27 protein-coding genes are annotated in these 24,679 nt (G+C 59.4%); 7 read left to right on the forward strand and 20 right to left on the reverse strand.

Annotated features, from left to right (window positions below; translation table 11 throughout):
- Window positions 1–216 precede the first annotated feature (216 nt).
- Entirely contained in the window at window positions 217–816 is a 600-nt protein-coding gene (yfbR, locus tag ACK3CV_RS17490) for a 5'-deoxynucleotidase (RefSeq protein ID WP_025303666.1), read from the forward strand.
- 27 nt (window positions 817–843) lie between these two features.
- Here yfbR and ACK3CV_RS17495 read toward each other — a convergent pair whose 3' ends face one another.
- The 4 genes from ACK3CV_RS17495 to yfbV form a co-directional block, all read right to left on the reverse strand.
- Window positions 844–2,694, reverse strand: a complete 1,851-nt coding sequence (locus tag ACK3CV_RS17495; RefSeq protein WP_164141673.1) for an SLC13 family permease — start codon at window positions 2,692–2,694, stop codon at window positions 844–846.
- Window positions 2,695–2,773: 79 nt separating this feature from the next.
- Window positions 2,774–3,430 (reverse strand): sugar phosphatase, encoded by a 657-nt coding sequence (locus ACK3CV_RS17500; protein ID WP_147840078.1) that lies wholly within the window; start codon window positions 3,428–3,430, stop codon window positions 2,774–2,776.
- A 17-nt stretch (window positions 3,431–3,447) separates the two neighbouring features.
- Window positions 3,448–3,942 (reverse strand): YfbU family protein, encoded by a 495-nt coding sequence (locus ACK3CV_RS17505; RefSeq protein WP_016926898.1) that lies wholly within the window; start codon window positions 3,940–3,942, stop codon window positions 3,448–3,450.
- A 142-nt stretch (window positions 3,943–4,084) separates the two neighbouring features.
- The gene (gene yfbV, locus ACK3CV_RS17510) at window positions 4,085–4,540 is read right to left on the reverse strand and encodes a terminus macrodomain insulation protein YfbV (RefSeq protein WP_004936061.1); all 456 of its coding nucleotides are present in this window, start codon (window positions 4,538–4,540) and stop codon (window positions 4,085–4,087) included.
- Window positions 4,541–4,898: 358 nt separating this feature from the next.
- Here yfbV and ackA point away from each other — a divergent pair, with 358 nt between their 5' ends.
- Together ackA and pta are read left to right on the forward strand one after the other, a co-directional pair.
- The gene (ackA, locus tag ACK3CV_RS17515; RefSeq protein WP_004936063.1) at window positions 4,899–6,101 is read left to right on the forward strand and encodes an acetate kinase; all 1,203 of its coding nucleotides are present in this window, start codon (window positions 4,899–4,901) and stop codon (window positions 6,099–6,101) included.
- 74 nt (window positions 6,102–6,175) lie between these two features.
- Window positions 6,176–8,335 carry a phosphate acetyltransferase gene (gene pta / locus ACK3CV_RS17520; RefSeq protein WP_033653759.1) on the forward strand — a complete coding sequence of 720 codons (2,160 nt, stop codon included), beginning with the start codon at window positions 6,176–6,178 and terminating at the stop codon, window positions 8,333–8,335.
- A gap of 110 nt (window positions 8,336–8,445) precedes the next feature.
- On the opposite strand, the gene ACK3CV_RS17525 is transcribed toward pta, so the two are convergent.
- The 7 genes from ACK3CV_RS17525 to ACK3CV_RS17555 form a co-directional block, all read right to left on the reverse strand.
- Window positions 8,446–8,892 carry a hypothetical protein gene (locus ACK3CV_RS17525; protein WP_065424462.1) on the reverse strand — a complete coding sequence of 149 codons (447 nt, stop codon included), beginning with the start codon at window positions 8,890–8,892 and terminating at the stop codon, window positions 8,446–8,448.
- Window positions 8,870–9,262: a polymorphic toxin type 44 domain-containing protein gene (locus ACK3CV_RS17530; RefSeq protein ID WP_075205680.1), complete on the reverse strand. Its 393-nt coding sequence runs from the start codon at window positions 9,260–9,262 to the stop codon at window positions 8,870–8,872. The genes ACK3CV_RS17525 and ACK3CV_RS17530 overlap by 23 nt, the downstream gene beginning before the upstream one ends.
- 322 nt (window positions 9,263–9,584) lie before the next feature.
- Window positions 9,585–10,538, reverse strand: a complete 954-nt coding sequence (locus ACK3CV_RS17535; protein WP_048321834.1) for a transketolase family protein — start codon at window positions 10,536–10,538, stop codon at window positions 9,585–9,587.
- A complete protein-coding gene (locus ACK3CV_RS17540) occupies window positions 10,531–11,382 on the reverse strand; it encodes a transketolase (protein WP_049213533.1) in 852 nt (283 codons plus the stop codon). Before ACK3CV_RS17540 ends, ACK3CV_RS17535 begins: the two co-directional genes overlap by 8 nt.
- Before the next feature lie 13 nt (window positions 11,383–11,395).
- Window positions 11,396–12,775, reverse strand: a complete 1,380-nt coding sequence (locus ACK3CV_RS17545; RefSeq protein WP_004936074.1) for a PTS ascorbate transporter subunit IIC — start codon at window positions 12,773–12,775, stop codon at window positions 11,396–11,398.
- A gap of 23 nt (window positions 12,776–12,798) precedes the next feature.
- Window positions 12,799–13,080: a PTS sugar transporter subunit IIB gene (locus ACK3CV_RS17550; RefSeq protein ID WP_025303676.1), complete on the reverse strand. Its 282-nt coding sequence runs from the start codon at window positions 13,078–13,080 to the stop codon at window positions 12,799–12,801.
- 91 nt (window positions 13,081–13,171) lie between these two features.
- Entirely contained in the window at window positions 13,172–13,615 is a 444-nt protein-coding gene (locus ACK3CV_RS17555) for a PTS sugar transporter subunit IIA (protein ID WP_049213535.1), read from the reverse strand.
- A 310-nt stretch (window positions 13,616–13,925) separates the two neighbouring features.
- Here ACK3CV_RS17555 and ACK3CV_RS17560 point away from each other — a divergent pair, with 310 nt between their 5' ends.
- The gene (locus ACK3CV_RS17560; protein ID WP_033651947.1) at window positions 13,926–14,945 is read left to right on the forward strand and encodes a LacI family DNA-binding transcriptional regulator; all 1,020 of its coding nucleotides are present in this window, start codon (window positions 13,926–13,928) and stop codon (window positions 14,943–14,945) included.
- A 53-nt stretch (window positions 14,946–14,998) separates the two neighbouring features.
- Here ACK3CV_RS17560 and yfcD read toward each other — a convergent pair whose 3' ends face one another.
- Window positions 14,999–15,544, reverse strand: coding sequence for an NUDIX hydrolase YfcD (gene yfcD / locus ACK3CV_RS17565; RefSeq protein ID WP_004936086.1), 546 nt, complete (start codon window positions 15,542–15,544; stop codon window positions 14,999–15,001).
- Between the two features lie 99 nt (window positions 15,545–15,643).
- Window positions 15,644–16,195: a phosphodiesterase gene (gene yfcE, locus ACK3CV_RS17570; protein WP_033635338.1), complete on the reverse strand. Its 552-nt coding sequence runs from the start codon at window positions 16,193–16,195 to the stop codon at window positions 15,644–15,646.
- A gap of 233 nt (window positions 16,196–16,428) precedes the next feature.
- Here yfcE and yfcG point away from each other — a divergent pair, with 233 nt between their 5' ends.
- The 3 genes from yfcG to ACK3CV_RS17585 all read left to right on the forward strand — a co-directional run bounded on the left by yfcG (window position 16,429) and on the right by ACK3CV_RS17585 (window position 18,471).
- On the forward strand, window positions 16,429–17,058 hold the full coding sequence (yfcG, locus tag ACK3CV_RS17575) for a GSH-dependent disulfide bond oxidoreductase (protein WP_033635339.1): 630 nt from the start codon (window positions 16,429–16,431) through the stop codon (window positions 17,056–17,058).
- Window positions 17,059–17,168: 110 nt separating this feature from the next.
- Entirely contained in the window at window positions 17,169–17,540 is a 372-nt protein-coding gene (folX, locus tag ACK3CV_RS17580; protein WP_033635340.1) for a dihydroneopterin triphosphate 2'-epimerase, read from the forward strand.
- A 16-nt stretch (window positions 17,541–17,556) separates the two neighbouring features.
- Window positions 17,557–18,471, forward strand: coding sequence for a TIGR01777 family oxidoreductase (locus ACK3CV_RS17585; protein ID WP_033648057.1), 915 nt, complete (start codon window positions 17,557–17,559; stop codon window positions 18,469–18,471).
- Window positions 18,472–18,478: 7 nt separating this feature from the next.
- Here ACK3CV_RS17585 and hisP read toward each other — a convergent pair whose 3' ends face one another.
- The 7 genes from hisP to cvpA all read right to left on the reverse strand — a co-directional run bounded on the left by hisP (window position 18,479) and on the right by cvpA (window position 24,574).
- Window positions 18,479–19,252 (reverse strand): histidine ABC transporter ATP-binding protein HisP, encoded by a 774-nt coding sequence (gene hisP, locus ACK3CV_RS17590; protein ID WP_004936098.1) that lies wholly within the window; start codon window positions 19,250–19,252, stop codon window positions 18,479–18,481.
- 21 nt (window positions 19,253–19,273) lie between these two features.
- Window positions 19,274–19,978, reverse strand: coding sequence for an ABC transporter permease (locus ACK3CV_RS17595; RefSeq protein ID WP_033653752.1), 705 nt, complete (start codon window positions 19,976–19,978; stop codon window positions 19,274–19,276).
- Window positions 19,975–20,661, reverse strand: coding sequence for a histidine ABC transporter permease HisQ (locus tag ACK3CV_RS17600; protein WP_033635345.1), 687 nt, complete (start codon window positions 20,659–20,661; stop codon window positions 19,975–19,977). Before ACK3CV_RS17600 ends, ACK3CV_RS17595 begins: the two co-directional genes overlap by 4 nt.
- Window positions 20,662–20,743: 82 nt before the next feature.
- Window positions 20,744–21,526: a histidine ABC transporter substrate-binding protein HisJ gene (hisJ, locus tag ACK3CV_RS17605; protein WP_033635346.1), complete on the reverse strand. Its 783-nt coding sequence runs from the start codon at window positions 21,524–21,526 to the stop codon at window positions 20,744–20,746.
- A gap of 304 nt (window positions 21,527–21,830) precedes the next feature.
- A complete protein-coding gene (locus ACK3CV_RS17610; protein ID WP_033635347.1) occupies window positions 21,831–22,403 on the reverse strand; it encodes a UbiX family flavin prenyltransferase in 573 nt (190 codons plus the stop codon).
- Window positions 22,404–22,534: 131 nt separating this feature from the next.
- Window positions 22,535–24,052 carry an amidophosphoribosyltransferase gene (gene purF, locus ACK3CV_RS17615; protein ID WP_033653751.1) on the reverse strand — a complete coding sequence of 506 codons (1,518 nt, stop codon included), beginning with the start codon at window positions 24,050–24,052 and terminating at the stop codon, window positions 22,535–22,537.
- A 21-nt stretch (window positions 24,053–24,073) separates the two neighbouring features.
- A complete protein-coding gene (cvpA, locus tag ACK3CV_RS17620) occupies window positions 24,074–24,574 on the reverse strand; it encodes a colicin V production protein (protein WP_004936119.1) in 501 nt (166 codons plus the stop codon).
- Window positions 24,575–24,679 lie beyond the last annotated feature (105 nt).

Below are 24,679 nucleotides of genomic sequence, written 5' to 3' on the forward strand. Positions count from 1 at the left end.
CGGTTTGCCGCTGGCTGCCAAGCCCGGCAAGGTAATGCCGGACGGCACTGAGTTTGTCTTGCAGCGAAAACTTCATAGAACTGCACCTCCAAATGTCAGATGTGTCCAACATTTGGGGTGCAGTTCACTTGTTGCGCCCTTCTCTCACTGCCCGGTTGCAAAATTCGCCGTCACTGCTTCACAATGGGGCCCTCACTTGCCGTTAAAGAGAGCACCATGAGCCAGAGCCATTTCTTCGCCCATCTGTCCCGCCTGAAACTGATCAACCGCTGGCCGCTGATGCGCAACGTGCGTACCGAGAACGTTTCCGAACACAGTCTGCAGGTGGCTTTTGTCGCCCACGCGTTGGCGGTGATCAAAAACCGCAAATTCAACGGCAACCTCAACGCCGACCGCGTTGCGCTGCTGGCGATGTACCACGACGCCAGCGAAGTGATCACCGGCGACATGCCGACGCCGATCAAGTACTACAATCCGCAGATCGCCCACGAATACAAGAAGATCGAAAAAATCGCCCAGCAAAAACTGCTGGACATGATCCCGGCGGAGCTGCGCAACGATTTTCGCACCATTCTCGATGAGCACTACTACAGCGAAGATGAAAAGCAGGTGGTGAAGCAGGCGGACGCGCTGTGCGCCTACCTGAAATGCCTGGAGGAACTCTCTGCCGGCAACAACGAATTCACCCTGGCCAAGGCGCGGCTGGATAAAACCCTGGAACAGCGCCGCAGCCCGGAAATGGACTACTTCATGGACGTGTTCATCCCCAGCTTCAGCCTGTCATTGGACGAAATCAGCCTCGACAGCTCGCTGTAACCCCGCCGGCGCAGCCTCGCTGCGCCGTCAAAAGCCGTAGAGCCACGGCACCACAATAACGCTGACCGCCATCACCAGCAGGGTGAACGGCACGCCGAGACGCACGAAATCGCCGAACTTGTAATTGCCCGGCCCCAGCACCAGCGTGTTGACCGGTGAAGAAACCGGCGTCATAAAGGCGGCGGACGCGGCGATGGCGATAATCATCGCGAACGGGTATGGCGAAACGCCCATTTCGCGCGCGGCGGCGATGGCGATCGGCGCCATCAGCACCGCCGTCGCGGTGTTGGAAATAAACAGGCCGATAGTGGCGCACAAGACGAACAGGCACAGCAGCATCACGCGCGGCCCCGCACCGCCGGCGACGTCCATCAGCCCGCTGACGATCAGATCCACCCCGCCGGTCTTTTGCAGCGCCTGCGCGAACGGCATCATACCGACGATCAAAATGATGCTCGGCCAATGGATCGATTTATAGGCGCTCTCCATATCGATACAGCGGAACTTGCCCATCAGCAGACAGGCGATCAGCGCCGCGATGGGGTTGGGGATTTCGTCGGTCAGCATCATCGCCACCATCAGCGCCAGACAAAACAGCGCGTGCGGCGCCTGGGTGATGGCCGGCGCCACTTCGTCCACTTCGGCCGGCAGATTGAGCACGATAAAGTCGTGGGTTTTGGCCTGCAGCTGACGGATCGCCTTCCAGTCGCCGATCACCAGCAAGATGTCGCCCAGCTCCAGCGGCTCGTCCACCAGCTTGCCGCCCAGCGTCTCGCCGTGGCGGCGGATGCCCACCACGTTCAGATCATAGCGGCTGCGGAACGCCGCTTCGCGCAGGCTTTTGCCCAGCAGCGCCGAGTCCGGGATCAGCGACACCTCCGCCATGCCGACGTTGCGCGACTGTTCAGAGAAGTAATCGCCGCGCAGCACCATCGGCTCCAGCCGCTGCTCGCCGCAGAATTCGCGCAGATCGACCTGGCTGTCCGACATGTCGATTAAAAGAACGTCTCCCTCGCGCAGCTCGGTGCTGCCGGAAGCGCTGACCATCACCCGCCGGAAGCGTTTCCAGCGCTCAATGCCCACCACGTTGGCGCCATAGCGCGCGCGCAGGTGCAGCTCATCCAGCGAACGCCCGATCAGCGGCGAAGCGCTGCGGACAGCCAGCCGCCGCGCGCGGCCGGTCAGCTTGTAGTCGCGGATCAAATCGCGGAAGGTTCGGCGCTGCCAGTCATCGCCGGCTTTGCCCGTGTCACCGCTGCCCAGCCAACGCCGAGCGATCAGCATGTAACCGACGCCCAGCGCCAGCACCGCCAGACCGATGGGCGTCACGCTGAAGAAGCCGAAACCATGGATGCCTTCACGTACCAGTTCGCTGTTGACCACCAGGTTGGGCGGCGTGGCCACCAGCGTCATCATACCGCTGATCAGCCCGGCGAAGCTGAGCGGCATCATCAGCCGCCCCGGCGCAATCTTCATTCTCGCCGTCACGCTGAGCACCACCGGGATAAAGATCGCCACCACGCCGGTCGAGCTCATGAACGCGCCCAGCCCGGCGACCGTCACCATCAGCAGCATCAACATTTTGGTTTCGCTGCTGCCGGCCACTTTCACCAGCCAGTCGCCGACCTGATAGGCCACGCCGGTGCGCACCAGCCCTTCGCCAATCACGAACAGCGCGGCGATCAAAATCACGTTGGGATCGCTGAAACCGACCGTCGCCTCCTGCAGGCTGAGCGTGCCGCTCAGCACGAAGGCGATGATCACCAACAGCGCCACCACGTCCATGCGCAGCTTGTTAGTGGTAAACAGCACGATGGCAATCAGCAGTAAACTCAGCACCCACAGTAATTCGCTGTTCAAAACGGCCTCATCCGGCAAATGTCCAAGGGCCTAAAAAATAGCATAAAAAAACCCCGCCGAAGCGGGGTCTAATCAATTAGGGTGAAGATAATGCCGCTCAGGCCAGCCGGCGAACGATCGCGCCCTGCGCCGTTTTATCGACGGCGATCTGCGCCAGCGAATCCAGCCGCAGGTCGACCTGCTCCAGCTTCGGCGCATCCGCCGGCGCGTTGACCGCGATCACCTGGCAGCCCGCGGCCAGGCCGGAGAGAATGCCGGCCGGCGCGTCTTCAACCACCACGCACTCGTGCGGCGCCAGCCCCAGGCGCTCGGCGCCCAGCAGATAGGCGTCGGGCTGCGGCTTGCCGTGTTTAACCTGCTCGGCGGTGATGAACACCTCCGGCTGCGGCAAACCGCCGGCCTGGCGGCGAGCGCCCGCCACCGGCACCGAACCGGAGGTGACGATCGCCCAAGGGATGCCGAGCGCGTTCAGGCGCTCCAGCAGCGCGATGGCGCCCGGCAGCGCGCGAACGCCGTCGGTATCCTGCGCTTCGGCCTGCTCCAGCAACTGAAACTCGCGCTGAATTTCCGCTTCGCTTTCGCCCGGCATAAAGTGGCGCAGAGAAGTAATGGCCTGTTTACCGTGAATGAAGTCCAGCACCGCTTGCGGGTTGACGCCGCGGCGTTCGGCCCAGTGCGTCCAGGCGCGCTCTACCGCCGGCAGCGAATCCACCAGGGTGCCATCAAGATCGAACAGAAAACCCTTACACTCCACAGAAAACCTCTTCTTAATCAAGCATTGATGATTTGCGCTATCTCAACGGCGCTCAAGTGATACTGGCGCGGACAGGCCAGCCAGATCGCCAGCATGCGCTGGTATTTTTCCCACATTTTGGTCTGGGCGTTGAAACCGTGGCTGCCGGAATCGAAGTGAGTATAGCGCCCCTCGGTGCTGACCAGGAAACGCACGTAGCTCAGGTAGCGCGCCTCGGTGGCGGCGTCGAAGCCGAGAAACGCCAGGCGGCGCTCGTCCAGATCCTGCTTTTCTTTCAGGTTGCCCCAGGAAACCTGCAGCGCATGGTGCATTTCCATCACGTTGATGATGGTGCGGCACACCTCTTCGCTCAGTTCGCCGAAGTCGCGATCCAGTTCGCGCATTTGCAAACCGAAGCCGCGTTCGACGATGGTTTGCAACCGGCGATAACGGTCGCCGTTGTCCGGATCGAGCAGGGTCATCATCTTGTACTGGTTCGACAGGATCAGCCGCTGGGCGTTGGTCATTTCCATCAGGATTTCCTCATTTCTGTGTGATGGCGGGAGCATCGCACAGCGCAAGAACGCAGGAAATCACAACTCGACCGTTCTTTGATTTAAACCGGGGTTATTGGCGCTTTGACGAGAAAGGCCGCACAACGCGGCCTTTTTTCATTTACAGATCGTCGAGGAAAGTTTTGTCCAGTTGCTTGAAAGCGCGCTTGAGCAGATCGGCCAACGTCTGATAGGTCGGCGTGCCTTCGAGCGGTGCCACCGCCTGCCCGGCTTCCGTCAGCTTGTTGCGCACCTCATGGAACCATTGCAGCAGCGTCGGCGGCAGCGGCGTGACCGAACGGCGCCCCAGCCACCACAGCCCCTGCATCGGCAGGCTGCAGGCGAACAGCGCAGTGGCAATCGCCGGGCCGAGCTGGCCGCCGAGCGCGATCTGCCAGGTCAGCGTGAAAATCGCCAACGGCGGCATGAAACGGATAGCGAAACGGGTGGCACGCGCAACGCGGTTCTCCGGAAAGACCGGTGCCAGACGTTTGTCCGACGGCCAGGTTTTCATATAATGCTGCCCGCGCTGGAAGACCTGAAACCAGCTTACGGAACCGGACGGTTTGCTCGTCATTGCGTACCTCAACGTCACGTAAAGAAACTAAAAGCGTGCTGCCAGAGACCATACTAAAAAATTTGAAGCTTTAAATTTATTTTGTGTTTACACCGGGCTATCGGTATCCTAAGCCGGCCTTGTGGCCGGTAGAAGATGACGCAAACTTTGTCAACTTTTAGCCCTATAATAATCAAGATTATTTAAACCGCAGAGAAATCATCGGTTTTTCCATCATCCTGTGATTTGTGCACGTCACATGATGTTAATCATAAATGTCATCGGCACTATGCGCTACGCTTGTTGTCTGATTGACGATTAATTCACCACGTGTTTTCGATTTTCTTTTAACAACACGACTATTTAAGTAGGTACTTCCATGTCGAGTAAGCTAGTACTGGTTCTTAACTGCGGCAGTTCTTCTCTGAAATTCGCCATCATCGATGCCGTTAACGGCGACGAATTCCTCTCCGGTTTAGCCGAGTGTTTCCACCTGCCTGAAGCTCGCATCAAGTGGAAAATGGACGGCGCCAAACACGAAGCTGCCCTGGGGGCCGGCGCTGCACACAGCGAAGCGCTGAACTTCATCGTTAATACTATTCTGGCACAAAAACCAGAGCTTTCCGCGCAGCTGACCGCCATCGGCCACCGCATCGTGCACGGCGGCGAGAAGTTTACCGCTTCCGCCGTGATCAACGACGAAGTTCTGCAGGGTATCAAAGATTCCGTGCCGTTTGCACCACTGCACAACCCGGCTCACCTGATCGGCATCGCGGAAGCGCTGAAATCCTTCCCTCACCTGGCTGACAAGAACGTTGCCGTGTTCGACACCGCGTTCCACCAGACCATGCCGGAAGAATCTTACCTGTACGCCCTGCCGTACAGCCTGTACCGCGACCACGGCGTTCGCCGCTACGGCGCGCACGGCACCAGCCACTTCTACGTGACTCAGGAAGCCGCGAAGATGCTGAACAAGCCGGTGGAAGAAGTGAACGTGATCACTTGCCACCTGGGCAACGGCGGTTCCGTTACCGCAGTGCGCAACGGCCAGTGCGTTGACACCTCGATGGGCCTGACCCCGCTGGAAGGCCTGGTGATGGGCACCCGCAGCGGTGACATCGATCCGGCTATCATCTTCCACCTGCACGATTCTCTGGGCATGAGCGTTGACCAGATCAACAAGATGCTGACTAAAGAATCCGGCCTGCTGGGCCTGACCGAAGTCACCAGCGACTGCCGTTACGTTGAAGACAACTACGACAGCAAAGCCGACGCCAAACGCGCCATGGACGTGTTCTGCCACCGTCTGGCCAAATACGTCGGCGCATACAGCGCGCTGATGGAAGGCCGTCTGGACGCGGTGATCTTCACCGGCGGCATCGGCGAGAACGCCGGCATGGTGCGTGAGCTGACCCTGAACAAACTGGGCCTGCTGGGCTTCGAAATCGACCACGACCGCAACATGGCCGCTCGCTTCGGCAAATCCGGCGCCATCACCAAAGACGGCAGCCGCCTGGCGCTGGTGATCCCGACCAACGAAGAGTTGGTCATCGCGCAGGACGCATCCCGCCTGACCGCGTAATGCTCTCAAAACACCGTCAGCCCAGGCTGACGGTGTTGTTTTAGCCTCATGTTAATCGTGAAGAGGACTATTCTGTGTCACGTACTATTATGTTGATCCCCACCGGCACCAGCGTCGGCCTGACCAGCGTCAGCCTGGGTGTCATCCGCTCCATGGAGCAAAAAGGCGTTCGTCTGAGCGTGTTCAAGCCTATCGCTCAACCGCGCACCGGCGACAACGCGCTCGACCAGACCACCACCATCATCCGCAGCAACTCCACCATTCCGGCGGCCGAACCGCTGCGCATGGACTACGTTGAGGGCCTGCTGAGCTCCAACCAGCAAGACGTGCTGATGGAAGAGATCGTGGCGCGTTACCACGAGAACACCAAAGACGCGGAAGTGGTGCTGATCGAAGGCCTGGTACCGACCCGCAAGCATCAGTTCGCCAACGCGCTGAACTACGAGATCGCCAAAACCCTGAACGCCGAGATCGTCTTCGTGCTGGCGCTGGGCAACGACTCCCCGGCGCAGCTGAAAGAGCGCATCGAACTGGCGCGCACCAGCTTCGGCGGCAGCAAGAACAAAAACATCACCGGCGTGATCATCAACAAGCTGAACGCACCGGTCGACGATCAGGGCCGCACCCGTCCTGACCTGTCCGAAATCTTCGACGACTCCACCAAAGCCAGCATCGCCCACGTCGATCCTGCGCAGCTGTTCGCCAACAGCCCGCTGCCGGTTCTGGGCTGCGTGCCGTGGAGCTTCGATCTGATCGCCACCCGCGCCATCGACATGGCTCGCCACCTGAAGGCCCGCGTGGTCAACGAAGGCGACATCATGACCCGCCGCGTGAAGTCCGTGACCTTCTGTGCGCGCAGCATCCCGCACATGCTGGAACACTTCCGCCCGGGCTCCCTGCTGGTGACCTCCGCAGACCGTCCTGACGTGCTGGTCTCCGCCTGCCTGGCGGCGATGAACGGCGTGGAAATCGGCGCCATCCTGCTGACCGGCGGCTACGCCATCGACGAGCCGATCAAGAAGCTGTGCGAACGCGCCTTCCAGACCGGCCTGCCGGTGTTCATGGTCGATACCAACACCTGGCAGACCTCGCTGAGCCTGCAGAGCTTCAACCTCGAAGTGCCGGCGGACGACCACCAGCGCATCGAAAAAGTGCAGAACTACGTGGCCAGCCACATCAACACCGAGTGGATCGACTCGCTGACCGCCACCTCCGAGCGTTCACGCCGTCTGTCTCCACCGGCGTTCCGTTACGAGCTGACCGAGCTGGCGCGTAAAGCCGGCAAGCGCATCGTGCTGCCGGAAGGCGACGAGCCACGCACCGTGAAAGCGGCGGCCATCTGCGCCGAACGCGGCATCGCGGAATGCGTGCTGCTCGGCAACCCGGAAGAAATCCAGCGCGTCGCGGCAGCGCAAGGCGTTGAGCTGGGCAAAGGCATCGAAATCGTCGATCCGGTCGCCGTGCGTGAAAACTACGTGCCGCGTCTGGTTGAGCTGCGCAAGAGCAAGGGCATGACCGAAGTGGTCGCGCGCGAGCAGTTGGAAGACAACGTGGTGCTCGGCACCCTGATGCTGGAACAAGGCGAAGTCGACGGTCTGGTCTCCGGCGCGGTTCACACCACCGCCAACACCATCCGTCCGCCGTTGCAGCTGATCAAAACCGCGCCGGGCAGCTCGCTGGTGTCCTCCGTGTTCTTCATGCTGCTGCCTGACCAGGTACTGGTCTACGGCGACTGCGCGATCAACCCGGATCCGACCGCCGAGCAGCTGTCTGAAATCGCCATCCAGTCTGCGGATTCCGCCGCGGCCTTCGGCATCGAGCCGCGCGTAGCGATGATCTCCTACTCCACCGGCAACTCCGGCGCGGGCAGCGACGTCGAGAAAGTGCGCGAAGCGACCCGTCTGGCGCAGGAAAAACGCCCGGATCTGATCATCGACGGCCCGCTGCAGTACGACGCCGCCATCATGGCCGACGTTGCCAAGTCCAAGGCGCCGAACTCACCGGTCGCCGGCCAGGCGACCGTGTTCATCTTCCCGGATCTGAACACCGGCAACACCACCTACAAAGCGGTACAGCGTTCCGCTGACCTGGTCTCCATCGGGCCGATGCTGCAAGGCATGCGCAAGCCGGTGAACGACCTGTCGCGCGGCGCACTGGTTGACGATATCGTCTACACCGTCGCGCTGACGGCGATCCAGTCTTCCCAGGCTGACGCTGCCGCCGCCAAGGCGTAATAAACCGTTAAAAAAGCCAGTCAGGTAATCCTGACTGGCTTTTTTATGCCTGATATTCTTGGTGATTATGCTGTTTTAGACAATATCCGCCAAATCCGCTGCACCCACCATCATCGCCAGGCGCTGACGCCCCGTGCAGAAAAATCAATGGTGGGCATGATGGGTGTTTGGCTGTTCGTGGCATAGAAAAATGCCGAATTCGTAAAGGAATACACCTTCCCGGAAAAATTGATGGTGATGCGGTTTCCCTCACCACGGATAGTTGCATCAGCCCGATCCGCCGTCAAGATTGGCGCGCTTTGCCCCAGCACTTTGATAGGGTCCCCATCCAGGCTTCGGTTCAAATAGTAACGATACACATCCGTGTCGGTAGCCCCCGCATTCTGGTACTCGGTGATGTAGAGCCAAATATCGTCGGTCAACTGCTTTTTGCTATAGAGCTTATCGTCATAAGTATCGCGGGTGGCATACCAGTATCCCGCCAATCCGACGACAATAACCAACAAAATTGCCGTCAGCAGCCGATGAGCCCATTTAGTAACCATGCCGATTTGCATAATCAATTCCTTGCTTGATCCAATATTGATCCTGAGGGTCATCACCATACGGCGGGCGTTGATACCAATGACTCCATTCTGGCCGCGATGTTCCTGCTTTTGACTGAGCAAATCCAGCGCCCATCAACAAAATATCTGCGGGAATTCCAGCCGCGGTACCGGTCGCACCATAATTGAAATTACCAAAGTTAGCCAATGCGCGATTTTGCTGTTTGTAATCCCAAGGGCCCCGATTTTTTACCTGCTGGTAGAACCAATAATAAGTACCTGGCAGCGCCATGTTGCGAGGTTGCCCCTGCCTGCGCGCCTCGCGCAAATTTCTGGCAAGAACAGTAAAACCGCCTGACGGCAGTAATGGAACCACGGCCATAATCTCCTCCTTGAGAGCCGAATGCAATTCAATCATAGGGTTAATGGAAAAATTACCCCCTCCCTTATTCACTCCATGTATGAATAAGAGAGGGTGATGTATATTATTCACAAAATAAATATAACAAATTGTTTTTATTGACTTATTTACAAATAATAAATTTTTATTCCTGCATTGGCCAGTTATTATCAATAAAAAAAGAAAAAGTCCCCTAGGGGACTTTACAATGGGTAGCATGTTGATAAACGTCTCTGGGCAGAACAACACGCGGGGAATAACCGATTTGATTACCGAAGAGAATGCCGGTAATTCCTATTCTGCTTTACAATAGCTGCCCGGCGGCCTCCAGAATATGCTCGGCGGTCAGGCCATACTCCTGTTGCAAGAACGCTTGGGTGCCCACCTGGCCGTAACGCTCCTTCACCCCCACGCGCCGCATCGGCGTCGGGCACTCTTCCGCCAGCACCTCCGCCACCGCCGATCCCAGCCCGTTATGAATGCTGTGGTTTTCACAGGTGACGATGCGCCCGGTCTTGGCCGCGTAGGTTTTGATCAGTTCACGGTCGATAGGCTTGAGGGTGAACATATCGATCACCGCCGCGCTGACGCCCTGCTGCGCCAGCCTCTGCGCCGCCTTTAGCGCCTCCGCCACCATGATGCCGTTGGCGATCAGCGTAATGTCGTCGCCGTCGCGCAGCAGGTTGCCCTTGCCGATGGTAAAGCGCGAGCCCTCCTGATAGATGCGCGTCGCCTGCTTGCGAATGGTGCGCACCCAGTAGAAGCCGCGCAGATCCATCAGCTGGCGCAGAATGTCGGCGAACATGGTGGCGTCGGTCACTTCCAGCACCACCGAATGCGCCAACCCGCGTACGATGCCCATGTCCTCGAACGACATGTGGGTGCCGCCGTTGTGGCAGGCGCTCACCCCGGCGTCGGAGGCGATCACCTTGACGTTGTTGCGCTGATAATCCAGCGACATGAACAGCTGATCGAAACAGCGGCGGCTGGCGAAGGCGGTAAAGGTATGCACGAACGGCACCCGGCCGGTGAGCGACAGCCCGGCGGCGACGCCGATCACGTTGGCCTCCATGATGCCGCAGTTGATCACGTGCTGCGGGTGATCCTTGTGCACGCCGTCCATCGCCATCGAGCTCATCAGATCCGCCTCCAGCGCGATGATCGGCGCGCCCGCCTCAATCTGCCGACGCACCGCGCCGGCGTAGACTTTGCGCATTTCGACGGCATCGTTTTCCAACTGCGTCACTACGTTAAACATGGGCGGCCTCCAGTTCGGCGATGGCTTTTTCGATTTCCTGCTGCACGTCCGGCGTCAGGCGCAGGTGGTGTGAGTTCGACAGGTTTTCCAGATAGGCCACGCCCTGCCCTTTGATGCTGTCGAGCACGATCGCCATCGGCCGCTGTTCGCCGCCGCGCGCCGGCGCCACCGCCGCCAGCAGCGCCGCGATATCGTCGCCCTTGATGGTCTGCACCTCAAAGCCGAAGGCGCGGAACTTGGCGGCCAGATCGAACGGTTGGATCACCTCGTCCAGCGCGCCGTCCAGCTGTTGCTTGTTGTAATCGATGAACAGCGTCAGGTTGTTCAGATTGTGGTGGGCGATAAACTGGAACGCTTCCCAGCACTGCCCTTCATTCAGTTCCCCATCGCCGAGGATGCTGAACACCCGATTGCGGCGCCCCGCCAGCCGATGGGACAGCGCCATGCCGGCGGCGATCGACACCCCCTGCCCCAGCGAGCCGGTAGTGGCATCCACGCCGCGCGTGCGCAGCCGATCCGGGTGGCTCGGCAGGCGCGTGCCGTTCTGATTTAGGGTTTGCAACTCCGCCAGCGGGAAGTAACCCTTGATCGCCAGCGTGCTGTACAGCGCCGGGCCGGCGTGCCCCTTCGACAGCACGAAGTCATCGCGCTCCGGCCAGTCCGGATCCGCCGGATCGATGCGCATCACGCCGCCGTACAATACCGCCAGCGTCTCGACCACCGACATGCAGCCGCCGTAGTGGCCGAACCCCAGCCCGGTCAACGCCTTCAATGTTTCCAGGCGGATGGCGCGCGCCAGGGCGCGCAGCTCTTCAATTTCCGTTTCGCTCGTTGTGTCGTTCATCATTCTGCCCTCGTTATTTCTCGACGCGGTCAGCGGCCGGCGCGCCTTTGCGTTTTCCCAGGAAGTTATGCGCCACCAGCAGCGCAAACACGGCGACAATCGCCAGCATGATCATCTCTTTCGACATAAAGCGCGCCATGTTGCCCAGCAGGATGCCGATCGCGCCGAAGTCGGCGTCGGAGAAGGTGGTGTTGGCAAAGCCCAGCGCCCCCAGCACCGGCAACAGCAGCACCGGCAGGAAGGTGATCAGCAGACCGTTGGCGAAAGCGCCCAGCATCGCGCCGCGCCGCCCGCCGGTGGCGTTGCCGAACACCCCGGCGGTAGCGCCGGTGAAGAAATGCGGCACTACGCCGGGCAGGATCAACACCATCTTCAGTTGCCCCAGCAGGAACAGCCCGGCCAACCCGCCGAGGAAGCTGAACAGGAAGCCGATCAGCACCGCGTTGGGGGCATAGGGGTAAACCACCGGGCAATCCAGCGCCGGCCGCGCGTTAGGCACCAGCTTTTCCGAGAAGCCGGTGAACGCCGGCACGATCTCCGCCAGAATCAAGCGCACGCCCTGCAGGATGATGAATACCCCAGCGGCGAAGGTGATGGCCTGGATAATCGAATACACCAGGTAGTTCTGGCCGCCGCTGAGCTCGCTTTCCACATAGGCCCGCCCGGCGCAGATCGCCAGGATCAGGTAGATGACGATCATGGTCATCGAGATAGAAATGGAGCTGTCGCGCAGGAAACTGAGGTTTTTCGGCAGGTTCATCTCTTCGGTCGAGCGCGAGTTTTTCCCCACTTTCGAGCCGATCCAACCGGACAGCACATAGCCCAGGGTGCCAAAGTGGCCGAAGGCGATATCGTCGTTGCCGGTGATGCGGCGCATATAGCGCTGGGCGATCGCCGGGAAGAACGCCATCACCAGCCCCAGGGTCAGCGCGCCGGTGAACACCAGCTGTACGCCCTCGAAGCCCGCCACCGTCAGGATGATGCCGATCATGCAGGCCATGTAGAAGGTGTGGTGGCCGGTGAGGAAGATGTATTTCAATCGGGTAAAGCGCGCCACCACGATATTCGCCACCATGCCGAACGCCATGATCAGCGCGGTGGAAGCGCCGTATTTCTCCAGCGCGATGGAGACGATGGCTTCGTTATTCGGAATGATGCCCTGAATATTAAACGCGTGTTCGAACATGCCGCCCAGCGGATTGAGCGATCCGACCAATACCGTGGCGCCGCCGCCCAAAACGATAAAGCCGAGAATGGTTTTTACCGTGCCTTTCACCACGTCGGAAAACGATTTCTTTTGCGCCAGCAAACCGATCAGCGCAATAAGCCCGACCAGTACCGAAGGCACCTTTAATATATCCACCACAAACTTAAGCGTTTCCTGGATAAACATATCCACCTCGCCAATCGTTTTATTCAGATGATTGAGTGGGCTTCGAAGTAAGCGCGCAGCTTGGCTTCCAGCTCATTAATGTCGATGATGTTGCTGATCACCACCAGCTGCTCGGCCGGTACGCTGGCGCTGTCGGCGATGTCTTTCGCCATCACGAACACGTCGGCGGCGCCGGGAGTGGCGGACGACAGATCGGAGTGTTCGACCTCGGCCTCCACCCCCATCTTTTTCAGCACCTTTTTAATGTTCATTTCCACCATAAAGCTGCTGCCGAGACCTGAACCGCAAATCGCCATGATTTTCATGATATCCACCTGTTGAATTTAGCGTGTAGGGTAGCGCCGCCGGGAATATTCCCGACGTTATGGACATTAATAATGTTCCTGGTGATAAACGTTAATAGCGGGCGATAATATCCTCAATTTGCCGTTTGTCTGTGGCGTGAAATAACGCCTCCATGGCCTGATTGTCTGAAAATAATTCCGCCAGTTGCGAAATCAATTCGATGTGGCTGTCGCCGTCGGGCGCCGAAAGCATCACCACCACCTGAACCGGATCGTTATCTGCAGAATGAAAGTTCACCCCCTGATGGATCTTCAACAGCGATAATCCCAACGCGTTGGCGCCCTCTTCGGGCCGGGCGTGCGGCATGGCGATGCCCGGTGCCAGGACGAAGTAAGGGCCGAGCTTCTCCTGCTGATGAAAGATGGCCGTCAGGTAATTCGGCGTGATCACGCCGTCTTGCAGCAGCGGCTGCGCGCTCAGCGTGACCGCCTGGCGCCAGTCCTCCACCCGTTCGCACAGCTGTATATGATCGGCGGTCAGCCACTCTTTCAGCACGTTACCCTCCTAAAGGTTGATGGTTTCGACCGGTGATTAATTCACCGACGACGGTAAAACTTTAATCAACCCCTCCCGGCCACACAGTGATGGATATCACAAAGATAGCGCTACCAAAGCGCTATCATGCAGATCTGTGATAGCGCTATCAAAACGCCGCGCCGCGGCGCGGCGTTAACCACAATTTTTTCTCGCTCTTCCGGGTTACGGGGTAGAATGTGCCGCATACTGGGATCGTCGAAGCCGTGCCGTCGGCTTCCCGCCCTCACCATTTTTATGCGCCGCGCGCGCATTTCAGTCGGGATTAGGCATGTCGATCGGTAAAAAACGACGCAGCACGGGCAGAGTGACGTTGGCTGACGTAGCGCAGCTGGCGGGCGTCGGCACCATGACGGTGTCGCGCGCGCTGCGCACGCCGGAACAGGTTTCGGACAAACTGCGCGAAAAGATAGACGCGGCGGTAAACGAGCTGGGCTATCTGCCCAACCTGGCCGCCAGCTCGCTGGCCTCGGCCTCGTCCTACACCATCGCCATGGTAGTGCCCAGCCTGTCCGAATCCGGCTGCGCCGAGATGTTCGCCGGCCTGCAGAAAGTGCTGCAGCCCGCCGGCTATCACATCATGCTGGCGGAGTCGCAGCACCACCTGGAACGCGAGGAGAAACTGCTGGAGACGCTGCTCTCTTACAACCTGGCGGCGGCGGTGCTGCTCAGCGTCGAGCATTCGCAAAATGCCCGCAACGCGTTGATCGCCGCCAACATTCCGGTGGTGGAGATCGGCGCCGTACGCGCCGATCCGATCGACATGAGCATCGGCATCGATTACGTGGCGGCCATGTATCAGCTGACGCAAACGGTGATCGCCAGCGGTTACCAGAATATCGGGCTGCTGTGCGCCAATCAGGAGCAGTGGATTTTCCAGCAGCACCTGCAGGGCTGGCACAAGGCGCTGCTGCGCAACCATATGTCGCCGCATCGGGTCATCAACGCCGCGCAGCCCGCCAGCTTCAGCACCGGCGCGCAGCAGCTGCCGGAATTCTTGCTGGCCTGGCCGGAGCTGGACGCGCTGGTGTGCGCGTCGGACGAACTGGCGGGCGGCGTGCTGTATGAATGCCAGCGGCGGCGCATCAAGGTGCCGGATAATCTGGCGGTGGTGGGCTTCGGCAACAGCGAGTTCAGCCGGGTGTGCCAGCCGCCGCTGACCACCATGACCATTCCGCATCGCGACATCGGCATTCAGGCCGGCCAGGCGCTGCTGGCGCGGCTGAACGAGCATCCCTGGCAGCCACCAGGCTCCCTGCCCGCCACGCTGTGCCGCCGCGACAGCTGCTGAATCCGCCCGTAAAAAAAGCCGGTCGATGACCGGCTTTTCCATGCGCAGGCGGCTCAGTGATTGTCGAGCGGCTTGCCGTAATCCTGTTCATTGTTGCGCGTCAGCCACAGCGACAGCGCCTTCAGCGAATCCGGGGTAAACTCGTCACAGCGGGCGGTGATCTCTTCCGGCGTCAGCCAGCACACCTCGGCCACTTCTTCTTCCTGCAGCGCGAACGGCCCGTGCGATACGCAGCTGAACAGCGCCCCCCACACCCGGCACTGCTCTTCTTCGAAGTAGAACAGACCGTGTTCGGCGAAAGGCACGCCGGCGATGCCCAGCTCTTCTTCCGCCTCGCGGCGCGCCGAGTCCAGCACGTTTTCACCGCTTTGCACCACGCCGCCCGCCGTCGCGTCCAGCCAGCCCGGGTAGAAGTCTTTGATCTCGGTGCGACGCTGCACCAGAATTTTTCCCATCCCATCATGCACCACAATATAGGTAGCACGATGACGCAGCCGCTCCGCCCGCATCTGTTGACGACTGGATTGCGCAATCACCTCGTTTTGCTCGTCGACGATATCAACCCATTCGGTATCTGCAGCCTGACCCTGTTCCGCCATCCTCTAAAACCTTCTATTTTGGCGCGATGCATCCCGCGCGCTGGTTAATCAATGAGTGCTTTTCAAAGATTTTTATTGTGTGTGTATAAATTAGTGCGTTTAGCGTGTTAACGCCACCTCCGCGACGACCTTGCCGTCGTCGAGCGTCAGCACGCGCAAAGTGCCCCGATCCAACATGCCGTAGCTGGCCGGAAAGCCCCCTTTGGGGATGCTGACCGAGCCCGGATTGAAGCAATAGATCTCACCCTGCCGCTCCGCCTGCGGCAGATGCGTATGGCCGTAGGCCAGGACGTCACCGCGGGATAACGGCGGCAGTGCCGAGGGATGATAAAGGTGACCGTGGGTCAAAAACAATCGTCTTTTTTGCAGTAAAACCTGTTGCCAGGGCGCCTCGATGGGAAACGTCAGCAGCATCTGATCGACCTCGCTGTCGCAATTGCCGCGAACGGCGATGATCTTGTCGCTATAGCGATTCAATCGTTCGGCAACCTGAGCGGGCTGATACCCGGCCGGCAGCGCGTTGCGCGGGCCGTGATTCAGCAAATCACCCAGAAGAATCAGCCAGTCGGCGCCGTTTTGTGCGAACAATTCCAGCACGCGTTCGGTAGCCGGCAGCGATCCGTGAATATCCGAGGCGAACATCAGCTTCATAACCTTGTCCTATAGAGGGAAATAAGCGCCATTTTACCGCGCCGGCGCCGTGCGGCAAACCGCCGCCCGCCCCGATGGAGAATTGTGATCCAACCGCGCAGATAGCATCGGACGAATCCCACATAGCCTGCTATCCTTAGCTGCTATTGTTGGATCTCTGATATACCTTTGTGCGCGGCGAAGACCGCAGCAACGTGTAATGAATTACAGATCACCTTACCGCAGGAGGCAACATGATTGACCTGTATTACGCGCCTACTCCCAATGGTCACAAGATCACCTTGTTTTTGGAAGAGGTCGGCTTACCCTACCGTATCCATCGCGTAAACATCAGCGCCGGCGAGCAGTTCAAACCGGACTTTCTGAGCATTTCTCCCAACAACAAAATCCCGGCGATCGTCGATCAGCAACCGGTGGACGGCGGCGAGCCGATCAGCCTGTTCGAATCCGGTGAAATCCTGCTGTATCTGGCGGAAAAGACCGGCAAACTGCTGAGCAAAGGCCTGCGCGAACGCGCCGCCACCCTGCAGTGGCTGTTCTGGCAGGTGGCCGGGTTCGGGCCGATGCTCGGGCAGAATCATCACTTCAACCACTACGCGCCGCAGCCGGTGCCCTACGCCATCGAGCGTTATCATCTGGAGACCAAGCGGCTGTACGGCGTGCTGGAAGCCGAACTGCAAAAGCACCCGTACCTGGGCGGCGACAACTACAGCATCGCCGATATCGCCACCTACCCGTGGGTGGTGTCGCATCCGCGCCAGCGCATCGATCTGGCGGATTACCCGGCGGTGCGCAACTGGTTCGAACGCATCAGCAACCGCCCGGCGACCGAGCGCGCCTACAAACTGGCCGAACAAGGCTAAGTGCCTCCCCGACTCCCCGTCGACCGGGGAGTCACATCGTCCCTGCGTTATCATTTCCCTACTTTCCGTGTATTCTGAACGCCAATAATCAGACCTATGGAGAATCTCTGATGTCTTTCAGTCAACCCGACGCCGTTATTCGCATTAAAAATCTGCGGCTGCGCACGTTCATCGGTATCAAGGAAGAGGAAATCAACAACCGACAGGACATCCTGATCAACGTGGTGATCCACTACCCGGCGGACAAGGCGCGCAACAGCGAAGACATCGCCGATGCGCTCAACTACCGCACCATCACCAAAGCGATCATCCGCCATGTGGAAGATAACCGTTTCGCGTTGCTGGAAAAATTAACGCAGGATGTGCTCGATATCGTAAAAGAACACGCCTGGGTGACCTATGCTGAAGTGGAGATAGATAAACTTCTGGCTCTGCGCTACGCCGATTCTGTCTCCATGACCATGAGCTATCGCAGGGACTAACTCAGGGAGGTCGACCATGCGGATCCTGATCACCGGCGCAACGGGATTGATCGGCAGCAGCCTGACGGCCAGGCTGCTGGCGCTTTCTCACCATATTACGGTACTGACGCGAGACGAACGGCGGGCTCGGGCCCGGCTCGGCGACCAGCCGAGCTATTGGCGCACGCTGGACGACCGGCAGTCGCTGGATGACTTCGATGCGGTGATCAATCTGGCCGGCGAACCTATCGCCGACAAGCGCTGGAGCGCACAGCAGAAGCAGCGGTTGTGTCATAGCCGCTGGGATCTGACCGAACGCTTGGCGCAGCTGATCAAGGCCGGCAGCACGCCGCCCGGCGTGCTGATTTCCGGTTCCGCCGTCGGCTACTACGGCGATCAGGGGCAGGCGGTGGTCACCGAAGAGGAGCCGCCGCACGACGAATTCACCCACCAGCTGTGCCAACGCTGGGAAGCGCTGGCGCTGCAGGCGCAGAGCGACGCCACCCGCGTCTGCCTGCTGCGCACCGGCGTGGTGCTGGCGCCGCAGGGCGGCGCGCTGGCCAAAATGCTGCCGCCGTTCCGCTTCGGGCTGGGCGGCCCGATCGGCGACGGCCGCCAATACCTGCCGTGGATCCATCTCGACGACATGGTCAACGGCATTATTTATCTGCTGGATCACGCCACGCTCACCGGCCCGTTCAACATGGTCGCCCCCTACCCGGTGCATAACGAGCAGTTCGCCGCCCAATTGGCCAACGTGCTCGATCGCCCGGCGTTTCTGCGGGTGCCGGCGTTCGTCATGCGTTTGTTGATGGGGGAAGCGGCGGTGCTGGTGCTCGGCGGCCAGCGGGCGGTGCCGAAGCGGCTGGAGGAGGCCGGCTTCCACTTCCGCTATCTGGAGCTGGAGCAGGCGCTGGATGACGTGATTAATCAGCGGGCCGAAGCCCGCTGATCTGAAGTTACTTCAACGCGCCGGACAGGAACTGTTGCAGGCGCGGGCTTTTGGGGTTACCGAACAGCTCGGCCGGCGGCCCCTGTTCTTCAATCAACCCTTTATGCAGGAAGATCACGTGGTTGGAAACGTGGCGCGCAAACTCCATTTCGTGCGTCACCACCACCATGGTTTTCCCCTCCTCCGCCAGCTTCTGCATGATGCGCAGCACCTCGCCCACCAGCTCGGGATCCAGCGCCGACGTCGGTTCGTCGAACAGCAGCACTTCCGGCTCCATCGCCAACGCGCGGGCGATAGAAACGCGCTGCTGCTGGCCGCCCGACAGGTGCACCGGGTATTTGCCGCGCGCCCGCTCATCGATGCCCACCTTATCCAGATAACGCACCGCGCGCTCGTGCGCGTCGGCCTTGCTCAGCCCCAGCACCTGCACCGGCGCCTCCATCACGTTCTCCAACACCGTCATGTGGCTCCACAGGTTGAAATGCTGGAACACCATGGTCAGGCGGGTGCGCAGCAGCTGCAGCTGCTTCTTGTCGAACACCTTCAGCTGGCCGTCCTTGTCGCGCACCATGCGGATGTCTTCGTTGTTCAGGCTGATCGAGCCCTCGCTCGGCTTCTCGAGGAAGTTGATGCAGCGCAGAAAGGTGCTTTTGCCGGAGCCGGAGGAGCCGATGATGCTGATCACATCCCCGGCGTTGGCCGCCAGCGAGACGCCCTTCAGCACTTCGTGGTCGCCATAGCGTTTGTGCAGTTCCGTGACGGCTAATTTATTCTCAGACATGGTTTTTCTTCCCGTCATTTATCAGTGACTAACGTGTGCCATCCAGCGTTTTTCAGCCTTGCGGAACAGGCTGATTAACACGTAGGAGATGATCAGGTACAGCACCGCCGCGATGCCGAAAGCGTAAAACGGCTGATAGGTCGCGGCGTTGATGTCGCGCGCAATCTTCAGCAGATCCGGCACGGTGGCGGTAAACGCCAGCGCGGTGGAGTGCAGCATCAGGATCACTTCGTTGCTGTAGGCCGGCAGCGCGGTGCGCAGCGCCGAAGGCAAAATGATGCAGCGATACATCTTGAAGCGCGAGAAACCGTAGGCGTTGGCGGCCTCGATCTCACCGTGCGGCACCGAGCGGATCGCCCCGGCGAAGATCTCGGTGGTATAGGCGCAGGTGTTGAGCGTCAGCGCCAGGATGGTGCAGTTGAGCCCGCTGCGGAAAAACGCATTGAGAAACTCGCTGCCGCGCACGACCTCGAGGCTGTACATGCCGGAGTAGAACACCAGCAGCTGCACGTACAGCGGCGTGCCGCGAAACACGTAGGTATAGAGCCACACCGGGAAACGCACCCAGCGGATGGAAGAGACACGCGCCACCGCCATCGGGATCGCCAGCAGCCCGCCCATCACCACCGAAGCGATCAGCAGCCACAGCGTTACCGCCACGCCGGTGAAACGGTAGCCGTCGCTCCACAGCAGCGACTGCCAATACTGTTGCAAAATCTCGATCATAGCTCGGCCCTCTTGACGCCCAGTGAGTAACGCCGTTCAAGCCACAGCAGCACGCCGTTGGAAACGGTCGTGAAGATCAGGTACACCACGCCGGCCACGATGGCGAAGAAGAACGGCTGATAGGTGCCTTTCCCCGCCAGCTGCGTGGCTTTCACCACGTCGTTCAGGCCGAGGATCGACACCAGCGCCGTCGCCTTCAGGATCACCTGCCAGTTGTTGCCGATGCCCGGCAAGGCGAAACGCATCATCGCCGGGAACAGAATGCGCCGGAAGATCTGCGCGCCGCTGAAGCCGTAGGCCGTCGCCGCTTCGATCTGCCCTTTCGGCACCGCCAGATAGGCGCCGCGGAAGGTCTCGGTAAAATAAGCACCGTAGATAAAGCCGAGGGTAATGATGCCGGCGCCGAGCGGATCGATATCGATCTGCGAGAAGCCCAGCAGCGTAGTGATATTGTTCAGCGCGATTTGCAGACCGTAAAAGATCAGCAGCATCAGCACCAGATCGGGCACGCCGCGGATCAGCGTGGTGTAAGCGCCGAACAGGCCGGAAATAAGGGGGTTGTGGGAGAGTTTGCCGCCGGCGCCGATCAACCCGATCACCACCGCCAACAATACGGAACTGAGGGCCAACTCCAGCGTCACCAGAGCCCCCTCGAAAATCAGTTGGGAATAGCCTTGCAGCATCTACTTCACCCTGTGGTCTAGGATCCGAACCATCGGGGCCGGCACACCGGCCCCGCAGTCACAGCATGGAACGGTTAGCGGATTACCCGCCGTAGACGTCAAAGTCGAAGTACTTTTTCGCGTATTTATCGTAGGTGCCGTCTTTGCGCATTTCGGCGAAGGCTTTGTCCAGCGCCGCTTTCAGCTCGGTATCGGCTTTGCGCAGCCCCATGCCGGTGCCGACGCCGAAGAATTTGTCATCCTTCACCGATTCGCCGGCGAACGCGTAGTCTTTGCCCGGCGGCTGTTTCAGGAAGCCGTCGCTGCCCGCCACTTCATCCTGGAAGGCGGCGTCGATGCGCCCGGACGCCAGATCGGCGTAGACCAGATCCTGGTTCTGGTAAGGCACCACGGTGACGCCCTTCGGCTGCCACATGGCGTTGGCGTAGGCTTCCTGGGTGGTGCCCTGCAGCACGCCCACGCTCTTGCCTTTCAGGGCGTCCACGGTAGGCAACAGCTTGGAGCCCTTCGGCGCGATCAGACGCGCGTTGGCGGCATACAGCTTGTCGGTAAAGGCGATTTCCTGCTGGCGTTTTTCAGTGATGGACAGCGAAGAGATGATGGCGTCGATTTTCTTCGCCTTGAGGGATGGGATCAGCGCGTCAAAGTCGCTCTCCACGAAGGTGCATTGGGTATTTATGCGTTTGCACAGCTCTTTGGCCAAATCGATATCGAAGCCGACCAGCTCGCCTTTGGCGTTTTTGGATTCAAACGGCGCATAAGTCGGATCGGTGCCGATCTTCAATGTCGATGGGATAGCGGCGAATGCGCTGTTTGCGGCCGCCAAAGCCAAGACTAAAGGAAGAACCTTAACCAGCTTTTTCATAAATTACCCTCAAATTGATTTTTTTGATGCCACTACGGGCATTACTTTTCCCCACCAAATCAATTTGCAGTAATCGTGCCACATTAGGTGCTACGGGCGGAGGGAACGGCTCCGGCCTTCACAATACTGTTTCCTGGGACGATAACCGCAAAATTAAATCGGCCGCTCGGGGCCGCGCCACTGGCAGCCGCGACAAGGCGGCGCCATGAAACAGTGAACGTGATGAAGTAGGATCATTATGGTGCATGCGCCGCCCTAATTCAGTGCGGTGTTGCACAAATGTGCCAATTTGGGGATGAAAATGTTAACTGACGCCCTGCCAACGGGTGAACAGATCGGCAGGCAGTTCGATATCAAACTGATCGATCACCCGATTGACGGTCTGATCGATGATGTCTTCCACGCTTTTCGGCTGGTGATAAAACGCCGGCACCGGCGGCATGATCACCGCCCCCATCTCCGCCGCCTGGGTCATCAACCGCAGGTGACCCAAATGCAGCGGCGTTTCCCGCACGCACAGCACCAAACGGCGGCGCTCTTTGAGCACCACGTCGGCGGCGCGAGTCAGCAGCCCGTCGCTGTAACTGTTGACGATGCCGGACAGGGTTTTGACTGAGCAAGGTAAAATCGCCATGCCCAGGGTTTTGAAGGAGCCGGAGGAAATGCCGGCGGCGATGTCGCGCGCATCGTGCACCACGTCGGCCAGCGCCTGCACTTCCCGCAGGCTGTACGGCGTTTCCAGCGCCAGCGTTTGTCTTGCCGCGTTGCTCATCACCAGATGGGTTTCCACCTCTGCGACGTCGCGCAAAACCTGTAACAGGCGCACGCCGTAGATGGCGCCGCTGGCGCCGGAAATGCCGATGATGAGTCGTTTCATGGAAAATGGCCTCTGCCGTAAAAAGTAAGATCAGGCAGACTTTGCCGCAATGGCGAGGGATAAGCAAGTCAGAGGAGCAAGGCGCACCGCCGCAGACGCGGCGATGCACCCTGATGGATCAACGCAGGCGGTTAGCCTTCGTTATGCAGTTCCAGATTTTCCGCTTCGGTTTGCACCCGCAGCGCCTTGGCGTCGTCGTTGCGCAGCGACTCCAGGTATTCCAGATAGCTTTGATCGACGTCTTTGGTCACGTAGATGCCGTTGAACACCGAGCATTCGAACTGGGTGATGTCCGGGTTCTCTTCGCGCACCGCTTCGATCAGATCGTCGAGGTCCTGGAAGATCAGCCCATCGGCGCCGATAATCTGGCGGATTTCATCCACTTCGCGCCCGTGGGCGATCAGTTCGTTGGCGCTCGGCATGTCGATGCCGTAAACGTTCGGGAAACGCACTTCCGGCGCGGCGGAAGCCAGGTACACCCGCTTGGCGCCCGCTTCGCGCGCCATTTCGACGATCTGTTCCGACGTGGTGCCGCGCACGATGGAGTCATCCACCAGCAGCACGTTCTTGTCGCGGAACTCGGCGCGATTGGCGTTCAGCTTGCGGCGCACCGACTGACGACGCGCCTGCTGGCCCGGCATGATGAAGGTGCGGCCGACGTAGCGGTTCTTCACAAAGCCCTGGCGGTAGGGCTTCTCGAGAATGCGCGCGATCTCCAGCGCGATGTCGCAGGAGGTTTCCGGAATCGGGATCACCACGTCGATGTCCAGATCTTCCCACTCGCGGGCAATCTTCTCGCCCAGCTTCTGGCCCATGCGCACGCGGGCGCTGTAGACCGAGATCTTGTCCATAAAGGAGTCCGGGCGCGCGAAATAGACGTATTCGAACAGGCACGGATTGGTTTTCGGGTTCTCTGCGCACTGGCGGGTGAACAGCTGGCCCTTGGTGGTGATATACACCGCTTCGCCCGGCGCCACGTCGCGCAGGAATTCAAAGCCCAGGGTATCCAGCGCCACGCTCTCGGAAGCCACCATGTACTCACTGCGGCCATCCTCCAGCGTGCGCTTGCCGATCACCAGCGGGCGAATGCCGTTCGGATCGCGGAACGCCAGCAGACCGTGGCCGATGATCATCGCCACGCAGGCGTAAGCGCCGCGCAGTTGCTGATGCATGGCGGCGACCGCGGTAAAGATGTTGTCGGCCTCCAGCGGGTAGTGCGGGAAACGGTCCAACTCGCTGGCCAGCACGTTCAGCAGGATTTCCGAGTCGGAGGTGGTGTTGACATGGCGGCGGCCACTTTCGAACAGCTTTTGGCGCAGCTCATGGGCGTTGGTCAGGTTGCCATTGTGGGCCAGCGTAATGCCGAACGGCGAGTTGACGTAGAAAGGCTGGGCCTCAGAGGCGCTCGAGCTGCCGGCCGTCGGGTAACGCACATGGCCAATACCCATGTTGCCCTGCAAGCGTTGCATATGGCGCGCCTCAAACACATCCTTCACCAGGCCGTTGGCTTTACGCAAACGGAACCCGTTGTGGGCGTCAATGGTGACGATGCCTGCGGCATCCTGGCCACGGTGCTGAAGCACCGTCAGCGCATCATAAATCGACTGGTTTACCGGCATGAAACCGGCGATACCGACAATACCGCACATGTTGTCTTTTCCTCATCAGCGCTACCGTCCCGGCAATTGGGTCGGCAAGAAACTCGACGTGCTCTGCAGGTAGTCAAAGAACCACCTGATGACGTAACTGAACTGGGGAATGAGCTGCGACTGTTTCCAGTCGGCACTCTGTGAAAAGCCGGTAAAGGTATCCAGGAAGAACAGGATCGCCGCGACGATCAATACTCCGCGCAGCGCGCCGAAGCAGATGCCCAGCACCCGATCGGTGCCCGACAACCCGGTTTTCTCTACCAGTGAGCTAATCACATAGTTAACAATAGCCCCTACGATCAAGGTCGCGATGAACAAAATCGCGATCGCGATGCCGTTTCGCACCAGTTCATCTTCAAAACGAGTGAAATAGACCGCAAGGTAAGAGTAGAAATGGCTGGCAACAAAAAACGCACATCCCCATGTCACAAGTGACAATGCTTCGCGAACAAACCCTCGGATCAGGCTCACCAGAGCCGAAAATCCAATTACCGCTATAATGACGTAATCAATCCAGACCATGAACTATTCCAATGATGAATCGCCCCTGCATCCAATTCGCGGCGAATTCTAACAGAAAAAGAAAACGTTTGCGTAGGGGATTTCCTACCACGTTACAAATAAAAA

It is taken from the genome of Serratia sp. TSO36, assembly GCF_057808395.1.

Coding starts and splice junctions, on each gene's coding strand:
- folX (WP_033635340.1), top strand. CDS start 17,169: ATGTCTTTCAGTCAACCCGACGCCGTTATTCGCATTAAAAATCTGCGG.
- hisJ (WP_033635346.1), bottom strand. CDS start 21,526: ATGAAAAAGCTGGTTAAGGTTCTTCCTTTAGTCTTGGCTTTGGCGGCC.
- ACK3CV_RS17505 (WP_016926898.1), bottom strand. CDS start 3,942: ATGGAAATGACCAACGCCCAGCGGCTGATCCTGTCGAACCAGTACAAG.
- ACK3CV_RS17610 (WP_033635347.1), bottom strand. CDS start 22,403: ATGAAACGACTCATCATCGGCATTTCCGGCGCCAGCGGCGCCATCTAC.
- ackA (WP_004936063.1), top strand. CDS start 4,899: ATGTCGAGTAAGCTAGTACTGGTTCTTAACTGCGGCAGTTCTTCTCTG.
- yfcD (WP_004936086.1), bottom strand. CDS start 15,544: ATGGCGGAACAGGGTCAGGCTGCAGATACCGAATGGGTTGATATCGTC.
- yfbR (WP_025303666.1), top strand. CDS start 217: ATGAGCCAGAGCCATTTCTTCGCCCATCTGTCCCGCCTGAAACTGATC.
- ACK3CV_RS17525 (WP_065424462.1), bottom strand. CDS start 8,892: ATGCAAATCGGCATGGTTACTAAATGGGCTCATCGGCTGCTGACGGCA.
- yfcG (WP_033635339.1), top strand. CDS start 16,429: ATGATTGACCTGTATTACGCGCCTACTCCCAATGGTCACAAGATCACC.
- ACK3CV_RS17560 (WP_033651947.1), top strand. CDS start 13,926: ATGTCGATCGGTAAAAAACGACGCAGCACGGGCAGAGTGACGTTGGCT.
- ACK3CV_RS17585 (WP_033648057.1), top strand. CDS start 17,557: ATGCGGATCCTGATCACCGGCGCAACGGGATTGATCGGCAGCAGCCTG.
- yfcE (WP_033635338.1), bottom strand. CDS start 16,195: ATGAAGCTGATGTTCGCCTCGGATATTCACGGATCGCTGCCGGCTACC.
- hisP (WP_004936098.1), bottom strand. CDS start 19,252: ATGTCTGAGAATAAATTAGCCGTCACGGAACTGCACAAACGCTATGGC.
- ACK3CV_RS17600 (WP_033635345.1), bottom strand. CDS start 20,661: ATGCTGCAAGGCTATTCCCAACTGATTTTCGAGGGGGCTCTGGTGACG.
- cvpA (WP_004936119.1), bottom strand. CDS start 24,574: ATGGTCTGGATTGATTACGTCATTATAGCGGTAATTGGATTTTCGGCT.
- yfbV (WP_004936061.1), bottom strand. CDS start 4,540: ATGACGAGCAAACCGTCCGGTTCCGTAAGCTGGTTTCAGGTCTTCCAG.
- ACK3CV_RS17535 (WP_048321834.1), bottom strand. CDS start 10,538: ATGTTTAACGTAGTGACGCAGTTGGAAAACGATGCCGTCGAAATGCGC.
- ACK3CV_RS17530 (WP_075205680.1), bottom strand. CDS start 9,262: ATGGCCGTGGTTCCATTACTGCCGTCAGGCGGTTTTACTGTTCTTGCC.
- ACK3CV_RS17540 (WP_049213533.1), bottom strand. CDS start 11,382: ATGAACGACACAACGAGCGAAACGGAAATTGAAGAGCTGCGCGCCCTG.
- purF (WP_033653751.1), bottom strand. CDS start 24,052: ATGTGCGGTATTGTCGGTATCGCCGGTTTCATGCCGGTAAACCAGTCG.
- ACK3CV_RS17550 (WP_025303676.1), bottom strand. CDS start 13,080: ATGAAAATCATGGCGATTTGCGGTTCAGGTCTCGGCAGCAGCTTTATG.
- ACK3CV_RS17595 (WP_033653752.1), bottom strand. CDS start 19,978: ATGATCGAGATTTTGCAACAGTATTGGCAGTCGCTGCTGTGGAGCGAC.
- ACK3CV_RS17545 (WP_004936074.1), bottom strand. CDS start 12,775: ATGTTTATCCAGGAAACGCTTAAGTTTGTGGTGGATATATTAAAGGTG.